The 22366-nt window shown below is 48.5% G+C and carries 30 protein-coding genes and 1 tRNA gene; 15 read left to right on the forward strand and 16 right to left on the reverse strand.

Going from position 1 to position 22366, the window contains the following annotated elements; genetic code table 11:
* Positions 1-42 precede the first annotated feature (42 nt).
* From MHAR_RS06060 to cofC, 5 genes are read left to right on the forward strand one after another with little or no spacing between them, the layout of a single operon-like run.
* A complete protein-coding gene (locus MHAR_RS06060; RefSeq protein WP_048144430.1) occupies positions 43-558 on the forward strand; it encodes a 50S ribosomal protein L16 in 516 nt (171 codons plus the stop codon).
* A gap of 20 nt (positions 559-578) precedes the next feature.
* Positions 579-1205, forward strand: a complete 627-nt coding sequence (locus tag MHAR_RS06065) for a translation initiation factor IF-2 subunit beta (protein WP_014586735.1) — start codon at positions 579-581, stop codon at positions 1203-1205.
* A gap of 15 nt (positions 1206-1220) precedes the next feature.
* Positions 1221-1454, forward strand: a complete 234-nt coding sequence (locus tag MHAR_RS06070) for a hypothetical protein (protein WP_014586736.1) — start codon at positions 1221-1223, stop codon at positions 1452-1454.
* A 27-nt stretch (positions 1455-1481) separates the two neighbouring features.
* Entirely contained in the window at positions 1482-2225 is a 744-nt protein-coding gene (locus MHAR_RS06075) for a coenzyme F420-0:L-glutamate ligase (protein ID WP_014586737.1), read from the forward strand.
* Positions 2226-2245: 20 nt separating this feature from the next.
* A complete protein-coding gene (gene cofC, locus MHAR_RS06080; RefSeq protein ID WP_014586738.1) occupies positions 2246-2965 on the forward strand; it encodes a 2-phospho-L-lactate guanylyltransferase in 720 nt (239 codons plus the stop codon).
* A 19-nt stretch (positions 2966-2984) separates the two neighbouring features.
* Here cofC and MHAR_RS14200 read toward each other — a convergent pair whose 3' ends face one another.
* The 3 genes from MHAR_RS14200 to MHAR_RS06090 all read right to left on the reverse strand — a co-directional run bounded on the left by MHAR_RS14200 (position 2985) and on the right by MHAR_RS06090 (position 5031).
* A complete protein-coding gene (locus MHAR_RS14200; protein WP_081472286.1) occupies positions 2985-3215 on the reverse strand; it encodes a DUF3795 domain-containing protein in 231 nt (76 codons plus the stop codon).
* Between the two features lie 26 nt (positions 3216-3241).
* Positions 3242-3745 carry an amino acid-binding protein gene (locus MHAR_RS06085; RefSeq protein WP_014586739.1) on the reverse strand — a complete coding sequence of 168 codons (504 nt, stop codon included), beginning with the start codon at positions 3743-3745 and terminating at the stop codon, positions 3242-3244.
* A gap of 185 nt (positions 3746-3930) precedes the next feature.
* The gene (locus tag MHAR_RS06090) at positions 3931-5031 is read right to left on the reverse strand and encodes an AAA family ATPase (protein ID WP_014586740.1); all 1101 of its coding nucleotides are present in this window, start codon (positions 5029-5031) and stop codon (positions 3931-3933) included.
* Positions 5032-5247: 216 nt separating this feature from the next.
* Between MHAR_RS06090 and MHAR_RS06095 the strand changes: the two genes are divergently transcribed.
* Positions 5248-5335, forward strand: a tRNA-Leu gene (locus MHAR_RS06095).
* A gap of 655 nt (positions 5336-5990) precedes the next feature.
* Here the strand turns inward: MHAR_RS06095 and MHAR_RS06105 are convergent.
* Both MHAR_RS06105 and MHAR_RS13320 read right to left on the reverse strand, forming a co-directional pair.
* Complete coding sequence (locus tag MHAR_RS06105; protein ID WP_213859487.1) at positions 5991-6203, reverse strand: hypothetical protein; 213 nt, start codon at positions 6201-6203, stop codon at positions 5991-5993.
* On the reverse strand, positions 6196-6810 hold the full coding sequence (locus MHAR_RS13320; RefSeq protein ID WP_014586741.1) for a hypothetical protein: 615 nt from the start codon (positions 6808-6810) through the stop codon (positions 6196-6198). The genes MHAR_RS06105 and MHAR_RS13320 overlap by 8 nt, the downstream gene beginning before the upstream one ends.
* A gap of 261 nt (positions 6811-7071) precedes the next feature.
* On the opposite strand from MHAR_RS13320, the gene MHAR_RS06115 reads away from it, so the two are divergent.
* The 5 genes from MHAR_RS06115 to MHAR_RS12885 all read left to right on the forward strand — a co-directional run bounded on the left by MHAR_RS06115 (position 7072) and on the right by MHAR_RS12885 (position 11677).
* Positions 7072-7425, forward strand: a complete 354-nt coding sequence (locus MHAR_RS06115) for a hypothetical protein (protein ID WP_143763310.1) — start codon at positions 7072-7074, stop codon at positions 7423-7425.
* Positions 7426-7427: 2 nt separating this feature from the next.
* A complete protein-coding gene (locus MHAR_RS13685; RefSeq protein ID WP_048144435.1) occupies positions 7428-7733 on the forward strand; it encodes a hypothetical protein in 306 nt (101 codons plus the stop codon).
* Positions 7734-8159: 426 nt separating this feature from the next.
* Positions 8160-8534, forward strand: a complete 375-nt coding sequence (locus MHAR_RS13330) for a hypothetical protein (RefSeq protein WP_143763312.1) — start codon at positions 8160-8162, stop codon at positions 8532-8534.
* Between the two features lie 110 nt (positions 8535-8644).
* Positions 8645-10402 carry a hypothetical protein gene (locus tag MHAR_RS13335; RefSeq protein WP_014586743.1) on the forward strand — a complete coding sequence of 586 codons (1758 nt, stop codon included), beginning with the start codon at positions 8645-8647 and terminating at the stop codon, positions 10400-10402.
* Positions 10403-11104: 702 nt separating this feature from the next.
* The gene (locus tag MHAR_RS12885) at positions 11105-11677 is read left to right on the forward strand and encodes a tyrosine-type recombinase/integrase (RefSeq protein WP_081472287.1); all 573 of its coding nucleotides are present in this window, start codon (positions 11105-11107) and stop codon (positions 11675-11677) included.
* 5 nt (positions 11678-11682) lie between these two features.
* Here the strand turns inward: MHAR_RS12885 and MHAR_RS06125 are convergent, their stop codons facing one another.
* The 6 genes from MHAR_RS06125 to MHAR_RS06140 form a co-directional block, all read right to left on the reverse strand.
* Positions 11683-12117, reverse strand: a complete 435-nt coding sequence (locus MHAR_RS06125) for a DUF4352 domain-containing protein (RefSeq protein ID WP_014586744.1) — start codon at positions 12115-12117, stop codon at positions 11683-11685.
* A gap of 12 nt (positions 12118-12129) precedes the next feature.
* Complete coding sequence (locus tag MHAR_RS13340; RefSeq protein WP_014586745.1) at positions 12130-12525, reverse strand: hypothetical protein; 396 nt, start codon at positions 12523-12525, stop codon at positions 12130-12132.
* A gap of 145 nt (positions 12526-12670) precedes the next feature.
* Positions 12671-13324 (reverse strand): hypothetical protein, encoded by a 654-nt coding sequence (locus MHAR_RS13345; protein ID WP_014586746.1) that lies wholly within the window; start codon positions 13322-13324, stop codon positions 12671-12673.
* A gap of 73 nt (positions 13325-13397) precedes the next feature.
* Entirely contained in the window at positions 13398-14273 is an 876-nt protein-coding gene (locus MHAR_RS06130) for a tyrosine-type recombinase/integrase (RefSeq protein ID WP_014586747.1), read from the reverse strand.
* A gap of 273 nt (positions 14274-14546) precedes the next feature.
* Complete coding sequence (locus MHAR_RS06135) at positions 14547-14741, reverse strand: UPF0175 family protein (RefSeq protein ID WP_014586748.1); 195 nt, start codon at positions 14739-14741, stop codon at positions 14547-14549.
* Between the two features lie 117 nt (positions 14742-14858).
* Complete coding sequence (locus MHAR_RS06140) at positions 14859-15044, reverse strand: type II toxin-antitoxin system HicB family antitoxin (protein WP_228369510.1); 186 nt, start codon at positions 15042-15044, stop codon at positions 14859-14861.
* A 69-nt stretch (positions 15045-15113) separates the two neighbouring features.
* Between MHAR_RS06140 and MHAR_RS06145 the strand changes: the two genes are divergently transcribed.
* Positions 15114-15353 (forward strand): hypothetical protein, encoded by a 240-nt coding sequence (locus MHAR_RS06145; protein WP_048144439.1) that lies wholly within the window; start codon positions 15114-15116, stop codon positions 15351-15353.
* 73 nt (positions 15354-15426) lie between these two features.
* On the opposite strand, the gene glgP is transcribed toward MHAR_RS06145, so the two are convergent.
* The 3 genes from glgP to MHAR_RS06155 form a co-directional block, all read right to left on the reverse strand.
* Positions 15427-18354, reverse strand: a complete 2928-nt coding sequence (gene glgP, locus MHAR_RS06150; RefSeq protein WP_014586750.1) for an alpha-glucan family phosphorylase — start codon at positions 18352-18354, stop codon at positions 15427-15429.
* Positions 18347-18724, reverse strand: coding sequence for a hypothetical protein (locus tag MHAR_RS13350; RefSeq protein WP_143763313.1), 378 nt, complete (start codon positions 18722-18724; stop codon positions 18347-18349). The genes glgP and MHAR_RS13350 overlap by 8 nt, the downstream gene beginning before the upstream one ends.
* A 378-nt stretch (positions 18725-19102) precedes the next feature.
* Positions 19103-20056: a tyrosine--tRNA ligase gene (locus MHAR_RS06155; protein WP_014586751.1), complete on the reverse strand. Its 954-nt coding sequence runs from the start codon at positions 20054-20056 to the stop codon at positions 19103-19105.
* Between the two features lie 357 nt (positions 20057-20413).
* Here MHAR_RS06155 and MHAR_RS06160 point away from each other — a divergent pair, with 357 nt between their 5' ends.
* From MHAR_RS06160 to MHAR_RS13360, 3 genes are all read left to right on the forward strand, one after another.
* Positions 20414-20668 (forward strand): hypothetical protein, encoded by a 255-nt coding sequence (locus tag MHAR_RS06160; RefSeq protein ID WP_014586752.1) that lies wholly within the window; start codon positions 20414-20416, stop codon positions 20666-20668.
* 56 nt (positions 20669-20724) lie between these two features.
* Positions 20725-20907, forward strand: a complete 183-nt coding sequence (locus tag MHAR_RS13355) for a hypothetical protein (RefSeq protein ID WP_143763314.1) — start codon at positions 20725-20727, stop codon at positions 20905-20907.
* A 97-nt stretch (positions 20908-21004) separates the two neighbouring features.
* Complete coding sequence (locus tag MHAR_RS13360) at positions 21005-21187, forward strand: hypothetical protein (protein ID WP_143763315.1); 183 nt, start codon at positions 21005-21007, stop codon at positions 21185-21187.
* Here the strand turns inward: MHAR_RS13360 and mobA are convergent.
* Together mobA and MHAR_RS12460 are read right to left on the reverse strand one after the other, a co-directional pair.
* Positions 21108-21797, reverse strand: a complete 690-nt coding sequence (gene mobA / locus MHAR_RS06165; protein WP_081472288.1) for a molybdenum cofactor guanylyltransferase — start codon at positions 21795-21797, stop codon at positions 21108-21110. The genes MHAR_RS13360 and mobA overlap by 80 nt on opposite strands.
* Positions 21773-22366, reverse strand: coding sequence for a DUF2121 domain-containing protein (locus MHAR_RS12460; RefSeq protein ID WP_014586755.1), 594 nt, complete (start codon positions 22364-22366; stop codon positions 21773-21775). Before MHAR_RS12460 ends, mobA begins: the two co-directional genes overlap by 25 nt.

The raw sequence follows: 22366 nt of genomic DNA on the forward strand, positions 1-22366 counted from the left end.
ATCTACTAGGCAGGCTCAAGATCACTTTGGAGGAGTTCAGTTTTGACACGTAAACCAGCAAGCATGTACAGAAGGCTGGAGCGCCCCTATACCCGGAGAGAGTACATGGGGGGCGTTCCGGGGAGCAAGGTCGTCCACTACGACATGGGCAACCTCAACACCGAATTTCCCGTCACCCTGACCCTGGTGGCCAAGGAGCCCTGCCAGATCAGGCACACCGCCCTGGAGGCGGCGAGGGTCACAGCCAACCGTTATCTCATGACCTACGTCGGAAGGCTCAACTTCCACATGAAGCTTAGGGTCTACCCCCACCAGGTCCTCCGGGAGAACAAGCAGGCGACGGGGGCCGGGGCAGACCGAGTCTCCAGCGGGATGCGCCACGCCTTTGGGAAGGCCGTCGGGACCGCTGCGAGGGTGGATGCGGAACAGAAGATCTTCTCCGTCAGCACCGCCCCCACGAGCGTCCCCCAGGCGAAGATGGCCCTGAGGAGGGCGGGACATAAGCTGCCCACTCCGATCTACATCGTCGTCGAGAAGGGCGCCGAGCTGATAAAATAATCGAGGTTGTCGGTGTTCTGATGGAAGACTACATGAAAGGGCTCGAGCGGGCCATGAGCAGGCTTCCCGCCTCCAGGGGTACGGAGGACAGGTTCGTCATACCCCCCCCGAAGATCTTCTACGAGGGGAAGACGACGGTCCTGGAGAACTTCGCCGGCATCGCTGACGCCCTCAACCGGGACCCGGATCACCTGATGAAGTTCATCCTCCAGGAGATGGGGACCGCCGGCAAGATCGAGGGCCAGCACGCCGTATTCCAGGGGAGGTTCACGGAGCAGAACCTCGAGCGGCACATCGACTCCTACGTCCAGGAGTACGTCATCTGTTCCGAGTGCCACAGGCCCGACACCCAGCTGATCAGGAGCGATCGCGTCCTGATGCTCAAGTGCGAGGCCTGCGGGGCTCATCGGCCCGTCAGAAAGAGGAAGACGAAGACGGTCGTCCCCAAGGACGTCATAGAGGAGGGGGAGACCTACGAGCTGCGGATCGACTCGGTGGGGAGGAAGGGCGACGGCATCGCCAGGGTCGACAAGTTCATGATCTTCGTCCCGGGGACGGCCAAGGGCGACATCGTCCGGGCGAAGATAAAGAAGATCAGCGGAACCCTCGCCTTCTCAGAGGTCGTGGAGAGGAAGGGCTCGGCCTGAGGGGGCTTATCTGCCATGGAGCCGGAGATAAACCTCACCTTCACCGACCGCCACCTCTACCTCCTGGAGTTCCTCCCCCCAGGGTACTGGAAGGAGTTCGCCGATAGCTACAACTCTCTACCTTGGGAGGAGCGGGGCGACGAGAGGCTCGCCATCGTCGCCGAGAACTACTCCTACCTCCTCGACCTTCTCGTCCACGCGAGGCTCTACCACCTGAGCAGAATGCCTTACGAGGAGCGGTTCAGGTAGCTTCTAGCCGCTCCGGAGCCGATCTCTATGGACCCGGTCTGCTGCCATCTGGTGAGGGGCCTTCCCGCGATAAAGGAGGGGGACGACCTCGCAGCGATGATCAGGGAGCGGTTTGCCGTCCAGGACGGCGACGTCGTCTGCATCGCCTCCACCGTCGTCTCCAAGGCGGAAGGGCGGGCGAGGAGGCTCGAGGACTACTCCCCCTCCCCCAGGGCCGAGGAGATCGCCGGAAGGCTGGAGAAGGATCCGAGGTTCGTCCAGGCGGTCCTGGAGGAGGCGGAGGAGGTTCTTTTAGATCACCCCTTCCTCCTGGTGGCGACGAGGTTCGGCCACATCGGGGTCAACGCCGGCATAGATAGATCGAACGTCGGCGAGGGGAGGATCCTACTCCTCCCGGTGGACCCCGGAGCCAGCGCCGAGGAGATCCGCCGCCGCCTCGGTAGGGACTGCGCCGTCATCGTCACCGACACCTGCGGAAGGCCCTTCCGCTGCGGCGTCGCGGGCGTCGCCATCGGCTGGGCCGGGATCGCGGCCCTGCGGGACTGGCGGGGGGAGCGGGACCTGGAGGGGAGGGAGCTGGAGATAACCCTGGAGGCGATCGCCGACGAGGTCGCCGGGATGGCGAACCTCCTGATGGGGGAGGCGGGGGACGGAACCCCCGCCGCCGTCCTCCGGGGGCTCGCCCTCCCGAAGGCTGGGTGGAGGCTCTTCCGGCCGCGGGAGCTGGACGTGATCCGGGCCCGGCTCCGGGATCGGGATTCCGGGATCTAGATCGAAGCGTCTGACCAGCCATGCGGCCCATAAGAGTCGTCATACCCTTCAAGCTCGACTGCGCCAAGAGCAGGCTCTCAACGGTCTTATCTACCGTGGAGAGGGAGAGGCTCGCCCTCGCGATGCTCGAGGACGTCGTCGACGCCGTCTCGGGTTTGGGTACCGTCACGATCCTGCTGAAGAGTCCCCTTCCCGGGGGTGGGGTTCTCGAGGATAAGATAAGCGGAGCAGGAAAAAGGTCCGGGATCGAGGTCCTCGATTCTCCGAAGGAGCTGGACGAGGCCCTCAACCTCGTCATCGAGGCGGAGGAGAGGAAGGGCTGGCCTGGCGACCTCCTGATCGCCATGGCGGACCTCCCCCTGATGAGCCCCTCGGATATCGCCGATCTCGTCCGCACCCCCGGCGACGTGGTGATCGCTCCAGGGAGGGGGGGCGGAACAAATATAATCCTCATCAGAGACCCTCGGTTTAGGGTCTGCTACTACGGCCTCAGTTTCTTGAAGCACCTTCGAAGGGCGGAAGAGCTGGGGCTTTCGGTCGGGGTCTTCGAGTCGTTCCGGTGTTCAATCGACATCGACGAGCCCTCGGACCTGGTGGAGGCGCTGATCCACGGTCGGGGGAGGACCCCGGAGCTGTTGAGGGATATGGGCTTTGAGCTGTCGGGAAAGAGGAGTAAGTCGAGGGTGGGGTGCCTTCGATTAGAAGGGGCCAGCCGGAAGGGGCCGGCCAGAAGGAGCTAGCCGGAACCGTCGTCGAGGTTTAACCCGAGATGTACTGGCAGATGCCGAAAGTTATGGGCCCCGTCTTCGTCGTATCGCAGGGGAACTCCGGACAAAAAAAGCAATGCCTCACATTTTTATTGAAGGCACAGGTCGCGATTTTGCAGAACTGGTTCTCCCTGGGAACGCAAGCCTGACTCTCGTTGGGACAGACGCCTTTGACCCTTCGAGGACATATCTCACAGCTTACCCCACAGACGCCGATCTTCATTCATCATCACCAAAAGGCCGCCAGTTCTAGTAGACCGTGACTCTCCTAACGCCGTTTATGTCCATGAGGAGCCGGACCAGCTCCCCGGGGATCTTGGCCTCGGTGATGATGGTGAGCTTCGGCTGCTCGACGAAGTAGGGGTCGTCGGAGACCGCCTGCCTTATGGAGAGGCCGTATCTCGCGACGGCGCTCGCCACCTCGCCGAGGAGGCCGGTCTGGGCGGCGTCGACGGGGGTGATCACGATGACGCCGAGGCCCATCACCGGGGCCACCTCGGCGAGGGAGGTCATCGACCGGACGTTCTTGAAGATCTTCCAGAGCTCGCCGTCCTCGACGATCGCCGCGGCGGTGGTATCCACCACCCTCCGATCGACGTCCAGCTCCTTCGCGATCTGGGCGTGGGGTATCTCGATCCCCCCCGAGACGACCCTCCCCCGGTCGCTCACCTGAAATCCCCGCTCCAGGATCAGCCTCACCACCTTCTCCTGCGCCGGATAGCGCTTGAACTTCGCCAGAATCACCCGCCACATAACATCGCCATTCTGACCTTTATTGGCCTAAACTGTACAAAAGCCCTTTCCTCCACCGCCCGGGCGAGGGGCGGCCGATGGCACCCCCAGGGTAGATGGACCGGGACTGAAGAGGAGATGAATGGGAGGGGGAAGGAGACCTCGAAAGGCGAAGAGGCGGGCGAGAGGTAGGGGGGCTATGCCCCTCAGGAGAACATCTCCGCCGGAGGCTCCTTAGTCTCCTTCTTCGCCTTCGCCGCCGCAGCCTCCAGGTGGCGCTGCTCGATGGTGACCTCGTCGATGATGGCGCCGTGGAGGGCCACCTTCAGGACCTTCTCGACGAGGTCCCTGCCGGAGAAGCCCTCGGTGAGCCTGGAGATGGCGGCGAGGTCCAGGGCGCCCACCTCCACCGGGAGGGTCTCGACGTTCCTCGCGAGGATCGAGAGCCTCTCCTCGGCGTTCGGTAGCCGGAACTTTATCTCCTCCTCAAACCTGGACCGGATCGACTCGTCCAGGAACTCGATCTTGTTGGTGGCGGCGATGGTGCAGACCCCCTTCCTCGAGTGGATCCCGTCCATCTCCGTCAGGAGGGCGTTCACCACCTCCGAGACGTCGCCCCGGAGGTCCTGGTACCTCCTGTCCAGGGCGATGGCGTCCAGCTCGTCGATGAAGATGATGCAGGGGGCCATCTGCTCCGCCCTCTGGTATAGGCCGTGGATCTGGCGGGACCCCTCGCCGACGAACTCGCCGATGAGGGTCGTCGCCTTGATCGGGATCATGGGGACCTTCGTCTCCCGGGAGAGGGCCTTGGCCATCATCGTCTTCCCGGTGCCGGAGGGGCCGTAGAAGAGGATGTTTCTGGGGGCCCACTTGCCGAAGATCTCGGGGTCGGCGAGGAACCTCTCGACGATCTTCATCTTCCGCCTCGCCTCCTCCTGGCCGACGACGTCGTCGAAGGTGACCTCGCTCTTGATCTTCGCCGCCTCGGCCTTCTTCCTCTCCACCACGATCCTCGTCTCCGATCCGACGACCGAGACCCTGGGGTTCGCCTTTACCACCTTGAAGGCAAAGTCGGGGTAGAGCCTCCGGTCGAAGAGGTAGCAGCCCGGCCTCACCAGCTCCCCGTACCACTGCTCCCGGGCGTAGCGCTCGAAGAGGCGGGGGTCATCGACCTCGGGGTTGTCCTGAAAGACGCTCTTGAGAGGATAGCCTGCCGGCCTCAGGAGGACGTACCTCGCCCCCGACGTCCTGCTCCGCTCCAGCTTGCCGCCAGCCTCTTTTGTTCCGGTCTTCTGGATCGATCGCACGTCCTCCAACTCCAGCCCGAATATAGTTAAAGGTATTGGCCTTCCGTCGGCGGGCCGGCAAGCCGCCTCCCCCCCAGGCCCTCCCCGAAATCCTCCCCCATTCCTTCCGGGATCCTCGATGATGGGATGAGAGGGCCATCGAGGACCCTACGAATGAGCCGCACGCAAGAATACAGTTAAATAGGTGTACTGCGACTTGGTCGTTGCCTCTTTATCGCGGGGGTCGCCAAGCCAGGTCAACGGCGCTAGGTTCAGGGCCTAGTCTCGCAGGAGTTCGTGGGTTCGAATCCCATCCCCCGCACCAATTTAACTTTACTGATATCGATTTTGGTGTTTTCTACCAAACCCTTGATGTAATAACCTGTGCCTTTATCGTAAAAATAGTTAATCGCGAAATAGGTACAACCTTGTGCCTACATGATTCTGTATTTATAAATCAAGCTGAATGTAACAACAAAGCCCCCTAATTAGAACTTTTAGAATAATAATTCAGAAATAATTTTAAAGGGCAGAGACAAAGGAGACATAATGCTTAATCTCTTTTATGTTAACACCTCCATCAGAAGGTAAGAGAAAAGAAGGAATCTCTCACCTTCTATCGGTGGGTGAAGAAGAGAAGCCCCACCGTTTGGAGGTCCGACAAAGGGTAAAGGATAGAACCCCCTTGTCGAAAACTGACGATCTAGCCCCTATTAGCCTCTGAAGATGTGGGGAACACCTTCGTCATCGATAGATTTTATATTTTTGCTCAAATCAGATGTTTTAATCTACCTCATAAGATAGGCTCTCATATCGGATCAAGATGCTTTCGGCTATAAGATTCAGAGCTTTATATATATTATCGTCAACGAATTGATTTAGAGTTAGAGATTTTAGAAAATTCTGGAATTCCTCACAATTCTCTAAAATTTGGGGCTTTGAATACATCCCAAAAGTCCCGCCTTCTGTTTTTTTGACTTTCATTTATAATTTCTCCTTAGTTTAATCTCTTCAATTGGCATAAATGCCGCGAACCCTAAATCAAGGTCTTCCCCCATCAACTTTTTTAAATTTATTAGATATTTTAATTTTGCATTTTCGTCGCTTAAACTTGCAGCAAAACCGAACTCTTCGGTTGAATCCTCTACATTTAGCAATTCATTTAGTTGGCGTCTATGTTCTTCTTTATCCAACTTGATCAACCCCGCAAACTTTATCAATATAAGCTAAAATCTCGGCTTCATTAGCCCGCCAGCCCCCTATTTGTTTTTCGAACTCATCAATAGTTTTTTGAAGATTCTGAATTTTTCTGGACTCATCCATGATGCCGACACGAAGATAACTGCTGGGGGGCAATGTTCCATCACCCAGGATTTCACGTCCCCTCTTAACGTATCCGGCTACCTGCTGACTATGCTTTTTTGTAATACGAATTTCCAGAGAATCCAATTCCGCATTAAGTAAAAGCTGGTTACTGACCAACTGAGATTTTAACCATTCATACTCTGAAACACAGCATATTTCCGTATATTTTTGGCAAAACTTCTCTATTTGCAGAATCTTAGCAAGGTTCTTCTCTCTCTCAGCCTCAACTCTTTTAAATTTTTCAAAACTTTTAGAAGATTGGGGAGCTGCAATCTCGGGGTTTTTTCCAGAGAAGTCTACAGAATATTCTTGTTTCAATCCGTTCTTCAGGTTCCGATATTCCAGGGTTAATAACTTATCTCTCTCAGCTAAAGAAATACATTTATCACCCTCAATATTTCTGTGTCCATTATTATAATATTCTATAATTTGCATAGTCTTAAATATGTTTTGGGATATATAGATATATTTAAGTTTTTAAATTGGTTTTTTGTTGGTATATTCCAAATTAGTTTTATGGATAAACTTATTATATACTTTATATATAAAAAAGAGCTATGGTAAAAATAATCGTAAACGTCCCGGACAACCTTTTAGATAAGTTGGAATCGTATAAGACTAACAATTATTACACAAGTAGAAATGCTTTATTAGTTGAAGCTATCAGAGATTTTCTGAAAAATGAGGGGTGATTTTATGAGTAACAAAGACGAGATGATTAAACAAGCCATAAAAGAATTTTTAAAAGATACAAAAACTATGGCGGTAGAGTTCAACGCCTTCCCCGGTCAAAACATTGAAGAAGTACCTATTGAAGAACTGGTTCGGTTCAGTCTCTCAATGCAGACCTTTTGGCTATCCAAACTCTTGAAAGACGGAGAGAGCATTAACAAAAATTTAATAACTTCTCTCCGTCTTATAAATGAGATGTCTAAATCGGTGATTGGAGTAAGGCAACAGATAACGAAGGACACAAAGCTCCAAGTCAACGACCCTATGAAAGCCCTTCAAGACTCTTTAAAAAAGAGCATGAAAAAGGAGGTTAAATAAAAATGAGACCACCATATACGTTTAACAACGTTTTGCGGGACTTAAAATTAATATTGCATGAAAATGATAATTATTGCGATATTTTATTTAACAACCTGGAGAACGGGTTTATCAAAATTGAATCCATGCAAGAGCTGAGGAACGACCCAAAAACATTAACCTTGGCTATCTACCAGTTGATTATGGGTGATTTGTTAAACATATTCCTTTTAATGGACTCCATGATCTCAGAAGATGAAGAGGAAGAGATAGAGGTAGAAGAGGAGGAGGATTCTCCCCAATATTCCGGTGGTTTTTTTGATTATTAAACGAATAATATATAAGCCTACCTATTTTTTAGTATCTACTTATGAGGTTGGGCCGGTCCATCGGACTTTGTTAGGAAAAGGTTCTTATTTTAAAATCTCAAGAGGGTTTGACTATGAATAATAAAAATAAACATCCTAAAGATAAGGGTAAAGAGAAAAGGCCAAAACGCCAGAGAAAGAGATCAGATAGAGATTTTAAAATAATAGTTTAGTTCGATAGAAAAGCTTATATACTAGAAGGTATATGTATGCTTACTTAGGAGGTAAATGATATGTTAATTCATGATAAAGTTTGCTCTTTTAGAGTCAGTCCCGGACTAGGGACAAAGATAGAGAACAGAATAAAGGAAATGGAAATGACTCCATCGGAATACTACCGTTATCTAATAAGAAGGGATTTAGGAGAGATTTAAAATGATTTTTACTTTGGACCATATACTGAAAATTTTAGATGGAACTAAAACTATGACGCGACGGTCTGTTAAAGGGCGACATTATAAAGTTGATCAAGATTATGCGGTTCAACCGCATAGGAATAAGCCGTCTATGTTTAGGATAGCCATAACAGGTAAAAAGCTTGAACGACTTGGAGATATCACCCCAGAGGATGTAAAACTAGAAGGCTATGGTTCAAAAGAGGAGTTTATAGAGGCGTGGAGATCTGTTAATGGGGGGTATAATCCCCAGGCTGAGGTTATTGCTTATACTTTTAAACTAGACCCCGTTTATAAAGCAATAGGAATAGGAGAGATGAGAAAACTTAAAAAAATTGAAAGGGTTTGTGGGAACAAACCAGTTTAGGAGAACAAAGCTTATGGTGGAGGAATACCAAACGCTTAAGTAGAGATTCTTCTTTTACTATTTAAGCTTTTCGGTTATTCCTTCTTAAATCTATTAGGAGGAATAATAATATGGATTTAACAAGTTTAACCCAAAATGAATTGGTAGAGAGAAAAATATATGGCTTTCATAAGCCATCTAAAAAGCAACTAGAGGAAGAAAAACTTCAAGCTGAAATGGAATATTTAGATGAACTAATGCGTGAAGAAATTAGAGCGGAACTTGTAAAAGAATTTGAACAAAAGGCTAAAATAGAAAAGCTATTAGCTAAACAAGATAAAAGGTCTGCTACAGAGATAACATTAGATTTAATTTTAAATAGCAATGTTGAATTATGGCAAAGTGAGGGAGAAGGTTACATAACATTTGAACTAGACGGCCATCTTGAAAACCATCCCATTAGATCTAAAAAAGGAAGGTTGTACCCTGCTAAAGTTTATTATGAGTCTGAAGGTAAAGCCCTTAACAAAAACGCTCTTGAGTTGGTTCTAACAGAACTTGAAAATCGGGCTTTGTTTAATGGGAAAGAGTATCCTGTCTTCTTACGTGTCGGTAAAGATAATGACGGCTACATTTATCATGATCTTTGTAATGAAAATTGGGAAGTTGTTAGAATTGGGGCTAATGGTGTTTGGCTTGATCAGAATCCGCCCATCAAGTTTATCCGTAGCGATAATATGAAAGCCCTACCTTATCCTAAATGGTGCACCATTGATGATGATGATCCTAAACTTAGAGATTATATCGACGATCTACTTAATGACCTCTGGATGATCACAAACCTAGAGAATGACTACAAAGGCCAGGTCTTCTTTTGGAGTGCGTTATTAGGGGCTCTAAAGCCAGATAAACCATATCCTGTATTGTTTGTTACCGGAGAAAAAGGGTCTGCTAAATCTAGTTTTTCCCGTATATTCGGTTTAACCATAGACCCCAAGCACGTCCAATTAGTGAAAGCTCCTACAAAAGAACAAGACCTATATGTAGCGGCAAAAAACAATTGGATTCTAAGCTTTGATAACTCTTCTGGAATACCCGCTCCTATAGCTGACGCTATGGCATCTATAGCCACTGGTGGAGGTTTTACGTCTAGAGAGTTGTACTCTGATAATACTGAAAAGACCTATAGAGCCGACCGGCTACAGTTGATTAATGGTATCGGGAACCTAACCCATAGACCGGACCTATTAGATAGAGCCCTACATATTCATCTTAAGCATATTCCGCAACATAAAAGGCTGACAGAACGTGAAATTAACAAAATTTTTGAAGAGTTGCATCCCAAGCTGTTATCTCTGCTATATGCTACCATATCAAACGGCTTATACTTCCGGGACCAAGTTTGTTTAGAATGTCTTCCCAGGATGGCAGACTTTGCGTTATGGATATGTGAATGCCTAGAGGATAACAGGTATCTATGGCAGTTTTGCATGGGGGAGGAATTTTTAGACGTTCTCGAAGGTTCTATCTCTGATGCATGGGTTGAAATCATGGAGACAGACGCTTTTACTAAGAGTTTAGCTGAATACATCACGAAAAATCCAGATGCAACGGTAATTCAAACACAAGTATTTTATGAAGAAATTTTAGATGCTGCTGGCTTAGATAAGTATCATGTGCCTGATGGATTCCCGAAAGCTCCAAAGTCTTTATGGTCTTTTATTGAACGTTCTGCACCAGTAATTAGAGAGGCTTTAAAGGTTGATATCCAACGGTCTGTTAAAGAAAATGTTGTGTATATAATTATCAATAGACTAGAAGATCAACCGCCGAAAGAACAAAGGCAAACCGAAATAACGGTAAATCCTGAGTCAAATGAGCCAAAATAATTTAGCTCAGGAAAATTTTTTGTTAAAATCGCTATCTGTTGGCTTATCCTGAGTCAAATGAGTCATATGAGCCAAATTTTAAACTTGGAATTTTTGAGATATAATTATATGATATAATATAGAAGAGAAAAGACAAAGTAGAAGATTTGACTCATTTGACTCATTTGGCTCCTCCAATCATGTAGCCAAGAGCGGCCTAATGTTGGACGATTGAAAAATTGACTAAACCTTAAGCTTGAAGTCCGGCATTTTGGAATTAGGAAAAATTTTCCTAATTGTTTTAGAAAACAAATACCTCGAAATGAGGTAATTATTTTGTAAAATTAAAAGTATATACTCTATATATACTGTTTTACCTTGTATATATCTTTTAGATATACAATATAATTAAATATTAAAGATTATGTTAAAGTCGTTTGTATATATGCGACGACCATAAGGTTAAAATAAGCCAGAAATAAATAAAAAAAATATAAATTACTTTTATTTAACTAGATGACGATCAAAAAGCTTTAGCTGTCAAAGCTCGCCAGCGACCACCGAAAAGATTTTAATAAACATCATAAAATTTAGAATGATAAAATGGAATCGATATCAGTAGAGGGTGTTAAGCTATAATCCAAGGGTCTATTTGCCGATCAAGTTTTTACTAATAATAAGAAGTAGAAACTTATATATGGTAAAGCCCCACCAGTATAAGATATGATAACTAAGTTGATTGAGGTCGAAGAGTTCCATAGGCTTATCTCAGTACTTCATGGTCGAGACCGCTTAATAGTTGAACTTCTAGCAAGTACCGGATTAAGGGTCTCTGAGTTAGTCCAGTTGAAGAGGGGCGATATAGACCTTGAGGCTCAACTTATCCGCTTAAACGCCACCAAAACTAAAACACAAACCTATAGAGAGGTAATAATTCCAGCTCCATTAGTTCCAGATCTTAAACGGTACATGGATCAACTTGAAGGTGAGTTCCTATTCCCAGGTCAAGGTAAACCCCACGTAACCAGCCAGAGAATAAGGCAGATAGTCCATGATGGAGCTGTAAAGGCTGGAATCCAAGTCGCCTATCGTGATAACACCAAAGGCAAAAGGAATCTATGGAAGGTTACGCCCCATACATTACGGAGCCTCCATGCAATCCATAGTCTGGACTGTGGAATTCCCATCTCTGACCTTCAAAGCCAGTTAGGACATAGTTCTTTAGCTTCAACCTCTAGGTACTTGGAGGCGGGGGTTAACCACAGAAGAAAATCATATAAAAAATTTAAATTTTAGATTTCTTACGATTTTCTAACAAAATTATACTCCCAATAGATCAAGTATTCAATATAGTACTCTCTGGTACCCTTAGGCACCTCATAAACAACCTTTCCAGAAACAACATCGCCATCTTGAATCGTTTTAATCGGCAAAGTGTCAATCGAGGGATCAAATGTTGCATGAGCGCATGTATATAGAACGTCATTAACGTAAGCATCAAAATTGTATGGAGAAACGTCGAATTTTGAATAACCATGGTTTTCAAGCTCGATATCAACAACCATATATACATAACCAGGTTTTGCCTGCCAAGGATTATTTCCAAAACCAATTTTATCGGTTGTGTAAGAACTATAATCCCAGAGAATATACTTGTCATCTCCAACTGCGGAACCACACATAATCAAAAACATCAATAGAGCAATCCCTAAGCTTTTTACCGTTTCTGGTATCATATTTTATGTCACCTACCAAGTTATATGGTCTGCATACGAAACTTTAGCACCGAGGGCAAGTTCTGACTCATCCGGATAATACACTCCTATAATGTAATTATAGATCCCTTCACCAATTTCTTTTCCGGGCGGATCATCGGGGCTGAATGTCTTTACCAGTCTCACGAAGTTATCACCTAATTCTTTTCCGTATTTCTCCGAAGTAGACCAACCAACAATAAGAGCGAGAGAAAGAGTATAATCATCCTGGATAATCGCTGCATCCTGAACTTGGGAATATCCCTCTATAGAGATAATAGCTAATTCTTTTGCTTCTTCACTTACTATAGGTGCATTCTCTCCGGCAACCATACCACAAGTAAGTAGGCAGCCCAAAAGAATGGATGCTATTGCAGTTTTCAACATCATTTTGCTCCTCCTAGGATTACAATTTTGAATTGATCATTTCATTATAAAAGAAGGTTTCGGCAGGGTTATCTCAAAGGTGTCACCTTTAGCCACTGTAGCGATCTTGCACATTGATTTAGATGTTGTTCAAGTTCTATAAAGAATATTAGATTATTTCTAATATACTTCTTTCTCGAATCGTCTCATTTTCTCCAAAAGCAAATGATGCTAATAAATCATATAGCGGTTTTTGTATAACTTTATCATCATCTGCTCCATACCATTCATACGCCATCATATCATAAGTATTATCAGAAGAAAATATAGCCCTTATACCTATAAAACTGTTATTATACTCTGGTTTAATCCAAACAATAACCCAATTTAAATTATATTGATCCATAAAAAACGTTGCATATTCTTCACCATCCGGTTTAATGCTTAATCCAGTTCCTCCGCTAAATGCGGTACCAATATTTATGATATTCTTTTTATAATATTCACAAATCGCATCATTTACATACCACGGTGTCAGGTCTTTAATGACTCTCCAGTTGACTTCCTCAGGTTTTACATGTTGGAGAAAACCCCTTTGATCATGAATAAAATAATAAATAATATTATCTAACTCTTCATTTGATAAGTAAACCTTATCTATTCTTATGGCTGATATGTTATCTGATATTATAGTTTTGTTTGTATTATTTTCTGCTATATACCAACCATCGGGGATAGAAATAGAAAAGTTCCCATCTAGGATATCTTCAGCTGTCCCTAGTCCTATAAAGAGGAATAATACGGCTAAGTATAGTTCCTTCATAGTATGTCCAAAGAAGGCTATACTATGTATATTTTATGGCTATTTTTTAAAATGATGATGCCCTGATAAAATATCACAACACTAAATACTCCTCATACATCTTCCTCTTAGTTTCATTCGCGACGTGCGCATACCTCAAAGTCGTTCTAATATCCTTATGCCTTAATAATTCTTTGATTATTCTAATGTCGCAACCTTTAGCAACCATAATTGTGGCTGGACTATGCCTACTAAAAACGTGAACCGCTCCAGGCTTCTTTATTCCAGCCTTCTTTTTATAACCCATAAACATCCTATGAATATCCCCTCTATCCCAAAGGTTGAAGTTATCAGTGAAGAATAACGGGTATTTACCCTCGACTTCTATTTTTGGTCGAATATTCAAGTAGATCCTGAGAGTTTCTACGCATTCATCATTCAAAAGAGCTATGTCGTCCCTACCCCCTTTTGTTTCCCGAAGCCTTATAGTCCTTTTGTCTAAATCTAAGTCATTATCCTCAAGCTTGGATAATTCCCCTGATCTAAGACACCCATAGAAAAGGGTTTTAAGCATAGCTAAATGCTTAATGTTGCTGCAGACACTAAAAATATTTAATACATCATTTTCATCAAAATAATATGGTAGGCTGTCATTTCTGGTCAGTATTTTTGTAGACCAATCAATGTTTTTCATCTCAAAATATTTTTTTAAGGCGAAAACCGTGTTGTTAACATGGGATTTAGAAGCCCCCTGATCAAGCAAAAGGTCTCTATAATCATCTGCTTTTTTCGTACAAGGTTCATTTGGTCGCGAATACTCAATAAATTTGCCTACCCTTCCACTGTAGAGACTGATGGTTTGATAACGATAACCTTGGTTAGTTAGAAAACGTTTGTAGTTTTCTACAATAGTTTCAAGTTTGTGCTCCTCTGCTGTTTGGACGTTCCAATTGACTTTTGCTTTTCCCATATCTCATCCAACCCTCAAATTAGGTACAACCTTTTATCACAGGATTGGTAGAGCATCCAATATGTTCAGACAAATTGGTATCTGTAGAGACTTAAAACCCTAAGTTACCACCGTTACGGATAGTTACCACCGCTACGGATAGTTGCCACCGTTACGGATAGTCGCCACCATTACGGATAGTCGCTAGGTTCAGGGCCTAGTCTCGCAGGAGTTCGTGGGTTCGAATCCCATCCCCCGCACCAATTAACCTTTACTGATATCGATTTTATTCTCTCAGCGGAAGAAATCTTTTCGATGGCTCAAGCCGCGTTGGGCCTCTTTGCTCAGCTCTTCCTCTGTCAGATCGAAGGCGTCGATGCCGTAATCGGCGAGCTTCAACAGGAAAAGTGTGCGGGGGATGCCAGCGAGCCTGGCGGCGGCTCCCGACGATAGCCTCCCCATCTCGAAGAGCTTGGCCGCCGCTGCCATCCGGATCTTCCGGCCCAGCTCCTCGGGATCGAGCTTCAGGACTCGAAGGCCTCGTCAGGAACGTGAAACGCTATTTCGACCATATTATATAATCTCTTCCAATAGGGGGCAAACGCCTCAGACGGAGATTTCGACGCATCTCGCGGTGGTGGTTGGCTCGGGTATGGGGAGGTTGTCTTCTTTCAGGCCCTCCAGATGAAGCTCTATCGCTTTTCTCATCAGCTCCGCCGTCTCCTCTCCAGTCTTGCCGGCTGCGACCACGCCGGGAAGGTCCGGGCAGTATGCGAGAGTAATTTCGCTCACCCTTCTCGATGATGATTGCATATCTGGCTCGGGTCATCTTCAATCTCCTTTAGGTCCGCCTGCTTTTATGTGCTTTTAAGGGTTGGGTGGGAGGACTTAGATCGCCGCCGTCGGGACGAGGGTCTCGGGGGCGTTCCCGCCGCCTCGACCGCAGAGCCGGGATCGGCGCCGATCACCTCGGAGGCGCGCCTGTATCGGGTGATCGCCATCGCCGTCGTCGGCTGGTCGACCATCGGGGTGGTCGGGCTTCTCTTCGATGAGGGCAGTACCCGAATCTTTTGTCTGTTGAGGAGAAGGAGCGGCTTCTGAGGATAGAAGTTAGTATGAATTTAATAGTATTAATCTCAACTCAGTGGCTCAAAAGTAGCGGTTTATAACAAAACTACAAAATAGAATAATTCACCATATTTTTATAGAACTTTTCAGCATACTCCTTAACCATCCTCTTTGAGCTGAAATGCGACCCTGTATTCATAGTTGCTTCTTTCATCACATTGACCCAACTCCTAGGCACACCTCCGTCATCCACCCTATAGTAGAGAGGTACAACTTCCTTTTCCAGTATATCGTATATAGTGGCTGCATCCTCGTCATCCCTGACACTCTCGTCGATATCCTTAGCTCCCTCGAAGCCCCATCCGTTCTTGCCGTTATATCCCTCAACCCACCAACCACCGAATATGCTGATCTGTGGAACACCGTTGAGTGATGCCATCATCCCACTAGTTCCACATGCTTCCATTGAAGGTATTGGATTGTTTAACCACAAGTCCACACCACGTAGCATATACTGAGCAATGTATTGATCGTAGTCTTCTACGAATGCAATCCTTCCCCCAAAGTCCTTGTTTGAGGCCACATTTAAGATCTGTTGTAAGAGGATCTTTCCATACTGGTCATCGGGATGGGCTTTGCCTGCAAAAATGATCTGGACCGGCCTGTAAGGGTCTGTTAAAATTTTCCTGAGTCTTTCCAAATCTCGGAATATAAGTGTCGCCCTATTGTAAGAAGCGAATTGGTGTACAAAACCTATAGTAAGAACATTCGGGTCGAGCATAACACCAAAAGGCGTAATGGTCTTTGGATTTGGTTCGTTACACGAGTACCAGTTCTTCCTAGCCCTCTCTGTGATTTCGTTAAGTAGCTTCAATTTCATACGTCGATGATGCTTCCACAAGACCGCGTCAGGAATCTCGTCCATCAGCTCCCAAATCCGGGGGTCGTCATGTTCTTCCAACCATCCCCTACCAAGATATTTGTTGAAAATTTTGTTTCCTAAATCACGATCTATCCAAGTGGGAACGTGGATTCCGTTGGTTACGTTATCAATTGGAAGTTCGTCATTAGGATAGTCGGACCAGAAGTTGCGCCACATATCTATAACTATTTCCTGATGTCGTTTACTGACGCAATTGCGATAGGCGGACATACGCAGGGCGAAAGCGGTCATGTCAAAGCCGCTGGCCGGGTCTCTGGGATCGATCCCGAGTTTGAAGAAATCCTCACAACTTATTCCAAGGAGTCGGATATACGTCCTAAAATATTTATCCATCAGCTGGAACGAAAATTTATCCTGATTTGCAGGAACCAGTGTATGGGTAGTGAAAAGCGTTGTCTTCTTAACCACTTCTTCAGCTTCCTCACGTCTGCTGCCCGTTTCAATCCGTTCTCTTAGTCTCTCTAGGATGGCGAAGGCAGGTTGACCCTCGTTAAGGTGGATTATTGAGGGTTCAATCCCCAAAGCTTTCAATACCCTGACTCCACCGATGCCTAGGACGATATCTTGCCTCAGCTTCTGTTCAGAGTCCCTGGTATGAATTCTGTTCGATATTATCTGGTCTTCGGGTTCGTTGGCGTCGACAGCAGTATCCATAAGGTAGAGATCGGCTCTTCCTACTTGGACCTTCCAAACCGCGACATATATCGGTTTTTCTAATGCTGAAATCTCCACAAGGAGGGGGTCTCCGTTTTCGTCCAGTAGCTTCTTAACAGGAGCGTTCTCTCTCTCTAACCTCTCACAGGCACCTGCTTGCCATCCGTCGGATGTGATCCTTTGGAGGAGATACCCCTCTGGGTACATGAAGCCAACTCCAACAATGGGAACCCCGAGATCGCTGCACTCCTTCAGATAGTCTCCCGCCAGAAAACCAAGACCATCCGCATAGACTGGAAGGGCATGATGCAGACCATACTCTGCAGAAAAGTATGCAATCTTACAATCCTTTGGATCTGCAACGTTAGTTTTGAACCATCCGCTTGCAGGGTCCATTCCTCTCTCAAACTTGGCCATAACTGCATCGTAGTACCTCAAAAAACGGGGGTCCATAGACGCGAGCTTGAAGACGCCGTCGTCGAGCTCGTGCATCATCTTGACGGGGTTATGGCCGTTTCGGCTCCAAGCCGCCCGACCGCCAAGCATTATGAAAAGCTCTCTTCCTTCGGGATGCCAGCTCCACCACAGGTTGTAGGCTAGATTGCCCAAATTACGTATCCTATCAGGAATATGCGTAAAAGTCTGCTTCAAGGTATAACGTGGAGACAGTCGGGCATTATTCTCAATAACAATGCTTCTGACTTTAAAATTACTATTGTGAGCAAGTACTACCTCACCGCGCACGTTCAGTGCCCACTTCATCGGTATTTGTTTTCGATCTAATTTCATTTGCTCTTGGATATAAGAGTAAATGCCATCCATTGTGATATCGCCATTATTGTTAGCAGCACCCCAACTTCGAATACCTTCAACTAAGTGCTTTGTAAATATACCATTATTCTCTGATTCACTCTCCCAAGATTGCTGAATACTAGTTGAAGAGGTTAGGATGTAAGTACCGCTCGTTTCTTTAAACAGCGATGTTAGTTGTTCGTCGACGCTACCGCGGCTAAGTTCGTCACCAGCCAAACCACTATAGCAGCAATCTAAAATTATAATCACATTATTAACATATGAATCATCTATAAATCCCTTTATATTTTCTATTGGAATAGATGTTGATTTTAAAAGACTTATATCGGTATTAGCGGTAGCAAGGTGAAGCTTTCCAGCACGGTCTTGTTTACCGTGGCCCGAATAATAAATCAAAACTAAATCGTATTTACTGGCTTTTTTGAAGACTTTTTCCATCTCTTTCATAATTTCGAAATTATCACAATTCTCTAACGGCAAAGTTTCAGAGAAATTTCCATAATCCTTGGAAATGAGCACTTCGTTGAAATCTTTTACATCATTTACAGGACACTTCAAGTTATGCAAGTTAGAGTCCTGGAATTGACTACTAGCAATCAAAACAGCGTAACGATTTTCATTCATATTCAGACGTCCCTAAAAACTCGCTTGCTTTTTTGAACGTCTCTTCTATCTGATCCGAACGCATGTTTTTCGCACTTATAGATAATTCAGCTCCATCACTTCGATGTATGTTCAATTCCAAGGACGATTCTCTTTCAAAATATGATTTTAACACGCCAAATAATGCAGCTAAGGCTCCAAATTTTATAGAATATAAAAGAATTACTCCTAGCGTGATCGGTTCTCCCTTAGCCTTTTCGTTTATTGAACCTTCTGGCAATTTTGCATCTATATCAGTCTCTCTAGAGATCGACTTGAATAAATCTGCCGCTAATACCTGGAGATCTTCATCGACAAGCTCCTCGGATGAAACAACAAGTTTTACAGCCATCTAATCATCCCTCTTTAGCTTATTCATATTAAGACTTACTCAGCTGATTAGGCAGAACTTACTTTCTCCAAGCGAGAAACTTGATATTATGCCTACGGATAAGTCATCCCAATAAGTGATATTAGTAGCACTACAAGTTCACAGCACACAATTTAACCGCGTGACTGTCATGCGATCTTTTCATATAGAATATTAAAAATATATTCATCTCTTATATATCTTATTTGTTTAACATTATCCTTGAGATGATTACGACAATACTGATTTTCTGTCTATATAGCTATGTTCTGATAAAGAAAATTTACCAACAACAGATTTATGATATAAAAATTGAGTTGTGAGCTCTAAAAGCCCTCCTTTTAGATCTAGCTAGCACCCTCACCCCATCTTCTCCCTCACCGGCTCCAAAATCGCGTTCAGATGCTCCACGGCGCTCTTCTTGAGGTCCAGGGGGTGCATCTTCCCGGCGAGGTAGTCCGCCTCCAGCGCCTCGTACTTATCGTACGTCACGTCGCCGCCGAACTTCTCGGGCCGCCTTATGGTGACCGCCCCCAGGCGGGGGAGGATGTGGTACTTGAAGAGCTCGGTGACGGGGTTTCCTTCGATATCTTTGGCGGGGCAGTAGGCGGAGATGATCTTCTTCTCCAGGTCCTCGGCGGAGTCGTCGACGGAGATGTAGTTTCCCTTCGAGGAGGACATCTTCCCGCCGTTGAGGCCGGAGATTATCGGCGTGTGGAGGCAGACCGGCGGCTGCAGGCCGAGCTTGGGCATCTCTTCTCTAGCCAGCATGTGGATCTTCCTCTGGTCGATCCCCCCGACGGCGAGGTCGACTCTGAGGGCCGCGATGTCCACCGCCTGCATCAGGGGGTAGATCATCTGGGAGACGTGGGGGTTGTCCATGTTCCTGCCCACCTCGTCCATCGATCGGCGGGCGCGGTTGAGGGTGGTGTTTCGCGCCATCTTCAGGACGTTCTTGACGTACTCCGGCTCCAGCTGGTAGTCGGTCCCGTAGACGAACTCCGTCTTTTCTGGGTCGAGGCCGAGGGCTATGAAGCAGTCGCGGTTGTAGTCGGCGGTCGCCCTCACCTCTTCCAGGGTCCCCTTCTCGTTGAGGTAGGCGTGGAGGTCGGCGAGGAGGACGACTACCTGAAATCCGGCGGCCTGGAGGTCGATCAGCTTGTTTGCGGTGAGCATGTGGCCCATGTGGACCTTTCCGCTCGGCTCGTACCCGACGTACCCCCTCGGCCTCTCCTTCGCCTCCATCAGCGCCTTCAGCTCGTCGAGGGTCACGACCTCCTCTGCGTTCCTGATCACCAGCTCAAGCCTCTCCAAAAGATATCACCACCCCCCCCAGAGGAGAGGGGATGTATAACGCTTTTGGTTCCTCTGGGCGGAAGGCCAAAATTTGCCGGCTCCGAGCCATCGGCGCCGTTTTCTGCGGAGGCGCCCTCGAAGTCAGGGCGGTCGAGGTGGCGGAGTCGAGGAGGGAGGGTCTGGTTGAGGGGGGAGGATATGGTGAGATGATGAGATGACCATATGAAGAGAAGATGAGATTATGAGAAGATGAGATGAGGTGACCAGATGAAGAGATGAGGATACATCGACCTTGAAGGCGGGTTTATGCGGCGGCCGAAGGCTCCGGGGGACGGCGGGAAAGGGTTATTACCCGCCTCCCCAAAACGGGAGGGCATGAGGCCGAAGGAGCTGGGGAAGGGGAGGAGGAGGGCCAGGGATGCGGATCGCAGCGCGGATCTCGATACGGATCGGCCAGCGGCCCCGACGGAGTTGGGAGAGGAGAGGAGGAAGGAGAAGACGGTGGGCCTCCTCTTCCTCGCCCTCCTCTTCGCCCTGATCTTCTGGGATGCGTTCTGGTTCCTCTCCAAGTTCCTCCTCGCCTTCGTCATCGTCTACATCCTCTATCTCGGATTGAGGTCTCGATCCTGATCCAGGCCCGTCCCAGACGGAAAGGGTTATCAGAAGGCAGGGCCCACCTCCCGGCCATGAGATGCAGAATGGCGGGCAGATCGGGCAGGATCCGGAGCCGCGAGCAGAAGATCATCCTCCTGGTCCTGGCGGTGGTGATCGTCGCCCTCCTCTGGAACTTCCTGGGGGTCATCCTCCGGCTCATCCTCTTCGCCGCCGTCGTCTACCTGGTCTACCGCCTCCTCCAGAGCTGGACCTGACGGCGGAATGGCGAAATAGGAGATTCTGGTCCCTAAGGAGATCGGTCGGAAAATCGTAACGGAAATCGTTATCAACTGAAGGGTGATAACTGGAGCCATGCCTCGTCAGATTTCGGCCGGGGCGGGGGGGAGCCGCTCCCTCGCAAAGAACGCCCTCCTCCTCGTCCTCGCCTTCATAGTCGCCGTCCTCCTCTGGAACGTCATAGGCTTTCTAGCCGGGATAGCGATCTTCGCTCTTGTCGTGTACGTCGTATACCTCGTCCTCCGGCGCCACCTCTGACCTCCTCGATCCGGCGGGCCTCGATGAGGTCCTCGTCGGTGTTGAGGTTGAAGAGGCTCAAGAGCTCGGGGTCGAGGGGGCGGAGGAGATTCAGGGGGACGGTCCGGACCGCTAGCCCCTCCAGGGGGGCCCGGATCCTCCGCTCCCCCGCGGCCAGAGCCTCCCGGCAGGCCCGCGCCATGGGGCCGGCCCTGTAGACGGCGTGGAGCGGCTCCAGGAAGCCGCTTTTTCCCTCCGGGACCGCGGCGTCGTGCCCCTCGGCGAGGTCGAATAAGAGCTCCAGAACCCGGGGGTTCAGAAAGGGGAGGTCGCAGCCGACGGCGAGGGCGTAATCGCCTGCTGCCGCCTCCATCCCGGCGGCGAGCCCCGCCACGGGGCCGAAGCCCTGGACGGGGTCGGAGGCGAGCCTCGCCCCGGGGACGAGCCCCCGGAGCCTCGAGAGCTGATCAAAGTCCCTGGCCACCACCACCAGATCGGCCGCCACCTCCTCGACCACCTCCACCGTCGCCTCGATCATCGTTCGGCCGAAGGGCTCGAGGAACGCCTTCTCCGAGCCGATCCTCCTTCCGGCGCCCCCGGCGAGGATCACGCAAGACCGCAGAGCTCCCATCCTCCCTCCTCGCAGTCCTCCCTCAGGGCCCGGAGGAGGGCCGCCTCAGGGTCTCGATGGATCGAGCTGGAGGTGAGGACGGTATAATCGGGGCTGACGGAGGCGGTGGCCCTCCCCGCCTCCTCGAATAAAGCTCTGATAGACGCCTCGTCCGGCGGCCTCCCAGATCCGAGCCGCTTGAATGCGAAATCTCGGGTGAACCTGTTTCCGAGGATGATCAGCGTCGACGCCCCCCTCTTCGATATCTCGGCTCTTTTGCCGTCGACCTCCACCAGGAGGTACCCTCCGGGGACGAGGTAGATCCTCCTCCGCCTCTCTCTCTCGGCGGAGATCTCCGTCACCTCCCCCGCCAGGACGCCTCCTCTATCCCAGACCTTCTCCCGGCCGTCGGCGATCGCGACCTTTGAGCCGAGCTCTTCGCATCTCCTCTGGAGATCCTCGCGGCTCCTGATCTCGCCGCCGTAAAGCTCCTCCTCCAGCTCCTCGGCTCTTCCGAAGAAGGCGATGCTCCTCTTGTCCCCGGCTACGATCGCCCTCTTCTTCCCCGCAAAGCCCACCACCAGAGACAT

It is taken from the genome of Methanothrix harundinacea 6Ac, assembly GCF_000235565.1.
Classification (GTDB): Archaea; Halobacteriota; Methanosarcinia; order Methanotrichales; family Methanotrichaceae; genus Methanocrinis; species Methanocrinis harundinaceus.

Bases quoted from the DNA above. Each gene is read 5' to 3' on its own strand.
- MHAR_RS13685 (WP_048144435.1), top strand. From the start codon at position 7,428: ATGAGACCACCATATACGTTTAACAACGTTTTGCGGGACTTAAAATTA.
- MHAR_RS06160 (WP_014586752.1), top strand. From the start codon at position 20,414: ATGAGGCCGAAGGAGCTGGGGAAGGGGAGGAGGAGGGCCAGGGATGCG.
- MHAR_RS13360 (WP_143763315.1), top strand. From the start codon at position 21,005: ATGCCTCGTCAGATTTCGGCCGGGGCGGGGGGGAGCCGCTCCCTCGCA.
- glgP (WP_014586750.1), bottom strand. From the start codon at position 18,354: ATGAATGAAAATCGTTACGCTGTTTTGATTGCTAGTAGTCAATTCCAG.
- MHAR_RS06085 (WP_014586739.1), bottom strand. From the start codon at position 3,745: ATGTGGCGGGTGATTCTGGCGAAGTTCAAGCGCTATCCGGCGCAGGAG.
- MHAR_RS06130 (WP_014586747.1), bottom strand. From the start codon at position 14,273: ATGGGAAAAGCAAAAGTCAATTGGAACGTCCAAACAGCAGAGGAGCAC.
- cofC (WP_014586738.1), top strand. From the start codon at position 2,246: ATGCGGCCCATAAGAGTCGTCATACCCTTCAAGCTCGACTGCGCCAAG.
- MHAR_RS13345 (WP_014586746.1), bottom strand. From the start codon at position 13,324: ATGAAGGAACTATACTTAGCCGTATTATTCCTCTTTATAGGACTAGGG.
- MHAR_RS13335 (WP_014586743.1), top strand. From the start codon at position 8,645: ATGGATTTAACAAGTTTAACCCAAAATGAATTGGTAGAGAGAAAAATA.
- MHAR_RS06125 (WP_014586744.1), bottom strand. From the start codon at position 12,117: ATGATACCAGAAACGGTAAAAAGCTTAGGGATTGCTCTATTGATGTTT.
- MHAR_RS06075 (WP_014586737.1), top strand. From the start codon at position 1,482: ATGGACCCGGTCTGCTGCCATCTGGTGAGGGGCCTTCCCGCGATAAAG.
- MHAR_RS12460 (WP_014586755.1), bottom strand. From the start codon at position 22,366: ATGTCTCTGGTGGTGGGCTTTGCGGGGAAGAAGAGGGCGATCGTAGCC.
- mobA (WP_081472288.1), bottom strand. From the start codon at position 21,797: ATGGGAGCTCTGCGGTCTTGCGTGATCCTCGCCGGGGGCGCCGGAAGG.
- MHAR_RS06065 (WP_014586735.1), top strand. From the start codon at position 579: ATGGAAGACTACATGAAAGGGCTCGAGCGGGCCATGAGCAGGCTTCCC.
- MHAR_RS13320 (WP_014586741.1), bottom strand. From the start codon at position 6,810: ATGCAAATTATAGAATATTATAATAATGGACACAGAAATATTGAGGGT.
- MHAR_RS13340 (WP_014586745.1), bottom strand. From the start codon at position 12,525: ATGATGTTGAAAACTGCAATAGCATCCATTCTTTTGGGCTGCCTACTT.
- MHAR_RS06115 (WP_143763310.1), top strand. From the start codon at position 7,072: ATGAGTAACAAAGACGAGATGATTAAACAAGCCATAAAAGAATTTTTA.
- MHAR_RS14200 (WP_081472286.1), bottom strand. From the start codon at position 3,215: ATGAAGATCGGCGTCTGTGGGGTAAGCTGTGAGATATGTCCTCGAAGG.
- MHAR_RS13350 (WP_143763313.1), bottom strand. From the start codon at position 18,724: ATGGCTGTAAAACTTGTTGTTTCATCCGAGGAGCTTGTCGATGAAGAT.
- MHAR_RS12885 (WP_081472287.1), top strand. From the start codon at position 11,105: ATGATAACTAAGTTGATTGAGGTCGAAGAGTTCCATAGGCTTATCTCA.
- MHAR_RS06135 (WP_014586748.1), bottom strand. From the start codon at position 14,741: ATGGCAGCGGCGGCCAAGCTCTTCGAGATGGGGAGGCTATCGTCGGGA.
- MHAR_RS06070 (WP_014586736.1), top strand. From the start codon at position 1,221: ATGGAGCCGGAGATAAACCTCACCTTCACCGACCGCCACCTCTACCTC.
- MHAR_RS13355 (WP_143763314.1), top strand. From the start codon at position 20,725: ATGAGATGCAGAATGGCGGGCAGATCGGGCAGGATCCGGAGCCGCGAG.